The 6,000-nt window shown below is 63.0% G+C and carries 9 protein-coding genes; 6 read left to right on the forward strand and 3 right to left on the reverse strand.

Annotation, left to right across the window (positions count from 1 at the left end):
• Positions 1-47 precede the first annotated feature (47 nt).
• Complete coding sequence (locus tag J7E36_RS04980; protein WP_215000482.1) at positions 48-521, forward strand: cyclic nucleotide-binding domain-containing protein; 474 nt, start codon at positions 48-50, stop codon at positions 519-521.
• A 146-nt stretch (positions 522-667) separates the two neighbouring features.
• Here the strand turns inward: J7E36_RS04980 and J7E36_RS04985 are convergent, their stop codons facing one another.
• Positions 668-955, reverse strand: a complete 288-nt coding sequence (locus J7E36_RS04985; RefSeq protein WP_215000484.1) for a hypothetical protein — start codon at positions 953-955, stop codon at positions 668-670.
• A 72-nt stretch (positions 956-1,027) separates the two neighbouring features.
• Here J7E36_RS04985 and J7E36_RS04990 point away from each other — a divergent pair, with 72 nt between their 5' ends.
• From J7E36_RS04990 to J7E36_RS05005, 4 genes are all read left to right on the forward strand, one after another.
• A complete protein-coding gene (locus J7E36_RS04990) occupies positions 1,028-1,714 on the forward strand; it encodes a spermidine synthase (protein ID WP_215000486.1) in 687 nt (228 codons plus the stop codon).
• Between the two features lie 47 nt (positions 1,715-1,761).
• On the forward strand, positions 1,762-2,136 hold the full coding sequence (locus J7E36_RS04995; RefSeq protein WP_014337063.1) for a YajD family HNH nuclease: 375 nt from the start codon (positions 1,762-1,764) through the stop codon (positions 2,134-2,136).
• A 179-nt stretch (positions 2,137-2,315) separates the two neighbouring features.
• Positions 2,316-2,786, forward strand: coding sequence for an RNA methyltransferase (locus J7E36_RS05000; protein ID WP_003198862.1), 471 nt, complete (start codon positions 2,316-2,318; stop codon positions 2,784-2,786).
• A gap of 77 nt (positions 2,787-2,863) precedes the next feature.
• A complete protein-coding gene (locus tag J7E36_RS05005) occupies positions 2,864-3,241 on the forward strand; it encodes a YgaP family membrane protein (RefSeq protein ID WP_215000488.1) in 378 nt (125 codons plus the stop codon).
• Between the two features lie 125 nt (positions 3,242-3,366).
• On the opposite strand, the gene J7E36_RS05010 is transcribed toward J7E36_RS05005, so the two are convergent.
• The gene (locus tag J7E36_RS05010) at positions 3,367-4,596 is read right to left on the reverse strand and encodes a hypothetical protein (protein ID WP_215000489.1); all 1,230 of its coding nucleotides are present in this window, start codon (positions 4,594-4,596) and stop codon (positions 3,367-3,369) included.
• A 30-nt stretch (positions 4,597-4,626) separates the two neighbouring features.
• Positions 4,627-5,076 carry a YcgN family cysteine cluster protein gene (locus J7E36_RS05015; RefSeq protein WP_215000490.1) on the reverse strand — a complete coding sequence of 150 codons (450 nt, stop codon included), beginning with the start codon at positions 5,074-5,076 and terminating at the stop codon, positions 4,627-4,629.
• A gap of 160 nt (positions 5,077-5,236) precedes the next feature.
• Here J7E36_RS05015 and J7E36_RS05020 point away from each other — a divergent pair, with 160 nt between their 5' ends.
• Complete coding sequence (locus J7E36_RS05020; protein ID WP_215000491.1) at positions 5,237-5,830, forward strand: nitroreductase family protein; 594 nt, start codon at positions 5,237-5,239, stop codon at positions 5,828-5,830.
• Positions 5,831-6,000: the final 170 nt, after the last annotated feature.

Consider the following 6,000-nt stretch of genomic DNA (forward strand, 5'->3'; position numbering starts at 1 on the left):
GGGTGATTCCAAACTGTAAAGATCACAAGAAAAAAGACCGTGACACCATGTCCGAACCGACCTTACTGAACAAAGAAATCCGTGACTGGCTGATGGACTGCGGTCTGTTCGACCAGTTGCAGCCTGTCGACTTCGCCGCGGCGTCGGGCTATTTCAGCATCAGCGCCATCGCCGAGGGCGAGGCGATTTTCCGTGAGGGTGATGCCGGCAGCTTCATGTGCATCATCCACACCGGCCAGGTGGCCGTGCAGAAAACCGGGCCCGACGGGCAACCGGTGACCATCGCCACCTTGCGCAGCGGCCGGGCGTTCGGCGAAATGGCCGTGCTCGATGGCGAGCGACGCTCGGCCAGTTGCATCGCCGCCAGTCATTGCCAGTTGCTGAACCTGGGCAAGGAGTCCCTGGAAAAAATGCTCAACGACGCCCCCAAAGTCGCCGCCAAGATCATCCGCGCCCTCGCTGTCTCGCTGTCCAAGCGCCTGCGCATGGCCGACGGGCAGTTGTTGTCGCAGCAGGTCTGAAGCTGAGTCAGCCAGTCCATCCATCCTGTGGGAGCGAGCCTGCTCGCGATGGCGATGGATCAGCCAGCATCCTTGTTGACTGACACACCGTTATCGCGAGCAGGCTCGCTCCCACAGGGTTCGTCATCAGTCACACAGGATTGGGCTCAACCGCCCGGCGACTTGGCCTTCGGCGCCTGCGGCTCCATGCCCGGTAGCGGCTGGTCCTTGGGTGGCCTGGGCATTTCGATCGGCGGCAGCAAGGGCGGGCCGGCGCTGCCGGGGCCAGCCTTGGGCACACCGCTGGGCGCGACCGGCGGGTACGGCATCGGTGTCGCAGTGCCGGGCGATCCGGGGATGCTCGGCGGGTTGACCGGAATCGTCGGCTGCTGGGCCCGCGCGCAACTTATTGAGAGCACCGTCAGGGCAATGGCCGTTAGAATGATCGACTTCATCAATGGCTCCGTGGCTACTGTAACCTTCAGGCTAGACGCTACTGTGCCGGTCTGCCCTTCTATGAGATCTCCATGAAACGTTTTGTTCTGCTCGACACCACCCCTATTCCGGATAACGGCGGCGCCCTGTGCCTGTTCGAGTACGGCGAAGACTTCGTCATCAAGATCCAGGGCGGTGACGGCGGGCAGTTGATGAACACACGCATGCACGGTTCCGAAGACGCCCTGGCCGAGATCCCTTGCCGCAAGGTCGCCGGACGTCCTGGCTCGCGCGTGCTGATCGGCGGCCTCGGCATGGGGTTCACCCTCGCCTCGGCCCTCAAGCATCTGGGTAAAAACGCCGAAGTCGTCGTCGCCGAGCTGGTGCCCGGCGTGGTCGAGTGGAACCGTGGCCCCCTGGGTGAAAAGGCCGGACGGCCGCTGTCGGACCCGCGCACGGTGATCCGCATGGAGGACGTGGCCAAGGTCCTGCAGGCCGAACCCCAGGGTTTCGACGCGATTATGCTGGATGTCGATAATGGCCCTGAAGGCCTGACCCAGAAAGCCAACAGCTGGCTGTATTCGGCCGGTGGCCTGGCGGCTTGCGCCAAGGCCTTGCGGCCCAAGGGGGTGTTGGCGGTGTGGTCGGCCAGCGCTGACCGACAGTTTTCCGACAAGCTCAAGAAGGCCGGTTTCAAGGCCGAAGAGGTGCAGGTGTTCGCCCACGGCAACAAAGGCACCCGTCATACCATCTGGATTGCCGAGAAGCTCAGGGGCTGAGCTAAACTGCCTTCAACCGTCATCCGTCTTTTTACCAAGGTGAACCCATGAGTTCGTCAACGCCACCGTCCAACACCGCCAAGCTGGACCGCATCCTCGCCGACGCCCAGCGCGACCGTGAGATGGGCTACCGCGACAAAGCCCTGAAAATGTACCCGCATGTCTGTGGCCGCTGCGCCCGTGAATTTTCCGGCAAGCGCCTGAGCGAACTGACCGTTCACCACCGTGACCACAACCACGACAACAACCCGCAGGACGGTTCCAACTGGGAACTGCTGTGCCTGTACTGCCACGACAACGAGCATTCGCGCTACACCGACCAGCAGTATTTCGGCGACGGCTCCCTGAGCAGCCCGAAAATCGCCAAGGCGACCCACAACCCCTTCGCCGCGCTGGCTGGGTTGATGAAGAAGGACGAATGACCTGAGCCACGGCTACCTCCGTCATCGCGAGCAGGCTCGCTCCCACATTTGAAATGCGTCCCCCTGTGGGAGCGAGCCTGCTCGCGATGACGAGACAACAGTCACCGCCAATCTCGACACTGACCCACCCTCCCCCATTCCCCGTATAATCGCGCCTTTTCCCCAAAGGCACCCCGCCCGTGGCCAATAAACGCTACAGCTGCATCGGTCTGTTCAACCCCAAGTCGCCGGAAAACGTCGGTTCGGTCATGCGTGCCGCCGGTTGCTACGGCGTGGCGTCGGTGTTCTACACCGGCAAGCGCTACGAGCGCGCCGCCGACTTTGTCACCGACACCAAGAAAGTCCACTACGACATCCCGCTGATCGGCATCGACGACCTGAAGAAAATCCTGCCCCTGGGCTGCGTGCCCGTGGCCGTGGAGTTGGTGGAAGGTGCGCGCCCCCTGCCCGAATACACCCACCCGGATCGGGCGCTGTATATCTTCGGTCCCGAAGATGGCTCGCTGGACAAAGACATTCGCGACTGGTGCGAGGACGTGGTGTACATCCCCACTACCGGCTGCATGAACTTGGCCGCCACCGTCAACGTCGTGTTGTACGATCGCATGGCCAAAGGCAACAACACGCGCTCCGGGCCGCAATTCCGCTGACCGGTGCAAAATCCGATTGAACAAGGGAATCGCTCAGGCAGTCAGCTTTATACCCATTCCCACACTGGAGACAGATCATGAGCGATAACAATCCATTCGAGCCGATTGAAACCACCCCTTTCCAATCGCATCCGCCAAAAAACGTCCACGGCTGGGAGCGTATTGGCTCACTGGCCGGCGGGGTGCTGATGATGGGCAAGGGCTTGCGCCGTGGCGGGGTGATTGGTCTGGCTCAACTGGCCATCGGCGGCATGGCGCTGGCGCGGGGCATCACCGGGCATTGCTCGGCCAAGACCCTGCTGGAAAAAAATCGCCAGAACCTCAGCAACGCCCGCGCCCGGATCGAACAGGCCGGCGATGAGCTGAGCCGCCTGAAAGCCAACGCCGAAGCGGCGACGGGCACGGCGACAGTGACAGGCAATGATTCGCTGGTTTCGCCGAAAGTCGGAATCTGAGTTTTTGCGCCTGGGGCTGATGGCCCCATCGCGAGCAGGCTCGCGCCCACATTGACCGAGCCGGCCACAGATAATGTGTCCGCCGCAGATCTCATGTGGAAGCGAGCCTGCTCGCGATAGCGGTGTTACTGAAGCAGCCGGCTATCCAGCACAGTGGAAGCGCCGCCCAGGATGCTTTCACTGAGCTGCACGAACGCCTTGGTATCGACCGTTTCCAAGCGCATCGCTCCCTGCAGTACATCATCCAGCGAACGCTTGTTGCGGGTTTTCAGGCGGATCTCACGGTCCAGTTCCTGCAACAGCAACACCGCCTTTGCCACTGTCGCGGGGCCGACCTGTTCGCCGCGCAAGGTCGTGACACCCTTGCTGTCCCGGGCCAACCGGTCATTAAGGGCCTGATAACGCTCATCGCTCATGCCGCCTGCGCGGCGCAGCAGTTCGACGGCATAGAACTCCGTCAGCCCCTCACTGATCCAGTCGCTGCGATCACGATCATTGACCCGCGCCAGCACCTGCATCAATTCGCGCAACAACGGGCTGCTGCCCCGCTCACTCACCAGGGGCGGACGACTGTGCAGGTAAATCGACTCATGGCCGCCCTGGGCACCGCGCCACAACGGGTCCCCCGCGCCGACAATCAGCAGTTTGGCCGGATGACGCGGCACCACCGCCTGCACCTGCGGCCAGACAAAGGTCAGCAGCGTCAGCACATCCATCCGGCGCATGCCCTGGCCCCGCGGCGAAGCCACGGTGACTTCGGTTTCGCCCAGGCGCGTACGGCGGCTGCCGAGCTTGCCGGCGAGCATCCAGCCCGTGGGGCGGTCGAACAGGCGCGAAGGGTTGTCGATGCGAAAACGTTGCTTGCCGATACGCGGCCACGGCGTCTCGACGCTTTTCCAGCCATCAGGTAGTTCAACCTCCAGGCGAGCCACCAACTCCACACCGTCCTGCTGGTCGAGCTTGGCCGGAGGCACCAGGTCATCACCGCGCAGCAGCGCCCAGGTCGGGGTCATGCGGGTTTCGAAGGCGCCGGTCTTGCGCGCATGGCTGATGCGCACCCGATAGCTCAGGCTCGCCTTGTCAGCGGTCGGGCGCCAGACGCCACGGGTGTGTTTGCCGGGGGTCAGCTGCCACTGGCCGTCGGCCTTGAAGTCGCTGTAGCGGCTGCCATCATCAAGATCGAAATCCAGGCTGCGCACCGCCGAGCCTCGCGCCAGGGTCAGGCGCACTTCGGCCTGGTCGCTCTGGGGCAACAGGTGCACGTGATAATCCAGATCGACCTTCTGCGCTGCCCACACGGGGGCGCACACCGCCAACAGCCCGGCCGCCAGCATCCGTTTCAATCCTGCAGCCATGGGTTCTCCCTGCCAGCGACGCCCGGCGGCTCAGCCGGCGCGAAAAATCAGATAATCTTCCCAATCGTCCTCGGGCACGCTGCCTTCGGCCAGCATGCGTCCGGACTGGGAAATGCGCTCGTGGTGCACCGCATCGCGATCACCGCAGACCAGGTGGTGCCACAACGGCAAGTCCTTGCCCTCGCTGACCAGCCGATACCCGCAGGTTGGCGGCAACCACTTGAACTCATCGGCCTTGCCCGGCGTCAGTTGAATGCAATCGGGCACGAAGTCGCGGCGGTTGGGGTAATCGCTGCACTGGCAGGTCTTCAGGTCCAGCAGTTTGCAGGCGATGCGCGTGTAGTAGACGCTGTTGTCGTCTTCGTCTTCGAGTTTTTGCAAGCAGCACAGGCCACAGCCGTCGCACAGCGATTCCCACTCCTGCGAATCGAGCTGATCGAGGGTTTTGCGTATCCAGAACGGTTCGACTTTGGCGGCCATGGCTCAAGCATCAATATCAGGTGGTGAAAAGGCCGACAGTCTAGTGCCGGGGCCTCCTCAGGCCAAGCATTGGCGACTGTCGGTAGGCGGGGCCTTGCCAGGCCGAACGCCGCCACGTAGGTTGTTTCATCACTTTCCCAAAGCCCTGACAGGTACGCCCATGAGCGCCAGTTCCCGCATTGCCGATTACGCCATTCATCCCCAGTTCATCGAACGCTGGTCGCCACGCGCCTTTACCGGCGAAAGCATTGCCGAAGAAACCCTGCTGGGCTTTTTCGAGGCCGCACGCTGGGCGCCGTCGGCGTACAACTCGCAACCGTGGCGTTTCCTCTATGCGCGCCGTGACACGCCGAACTGGGAGCGCTACCTGGGCCTGCTCAATGAATTCAACCGCAGTTGGGCCCAGCACGCCTCGGCGCTGGTGATCATCGCGTCGAAAACCACCTTCGCCGTGCCCGGCGCCACCGAAGAAACCCCGGCGCTGTGCCACACCTTCGACACCGGCGCAGCCTGGGGCCACCTGGCGCTGCAAGCCAGCCTCAGCGGCTGGCACACCCACGGCATGGCCGGTTTCGACCAGGCACTGACCCGCCAGGAATTGAAGATCCCCGAGGGCTACGCCCTGCATGCAGCCGTGGCGATTGGCAAGCTGGGGGACAAATCCACCCTGGCCGACTACCTCCAGGCCCGAGAAACCCCAAGCCCGCGCCGGCCGTTGAGCGAGCTGGTGGCGGAAGGCGACTTCACGCTGTAGCCCGACACGGAACCCATGTGGGAGCGAGCCTGCTCGCGATGGCGGAGTGTCAGGCAACAACAATGTCGACGGGTAGTTCGCTATCGCGAGCAGGCTCGCTCCCACACTTGGGCTCGTGGTGGACGCAAACTCATCCTTCACCGAAGCCTCCTGTGGGAGCGAGCCTGAAC

This window comes from Pseudomonas fluorescens, assembly GCF_018614775.1.
GTDB lineage: Bacteria > Pseudomonadota > Gammaproteobacteria > Pseudomonadales > Pseudomonadaceae > Aquipseudomonas > Aquipseudomonas fluorescens_BY.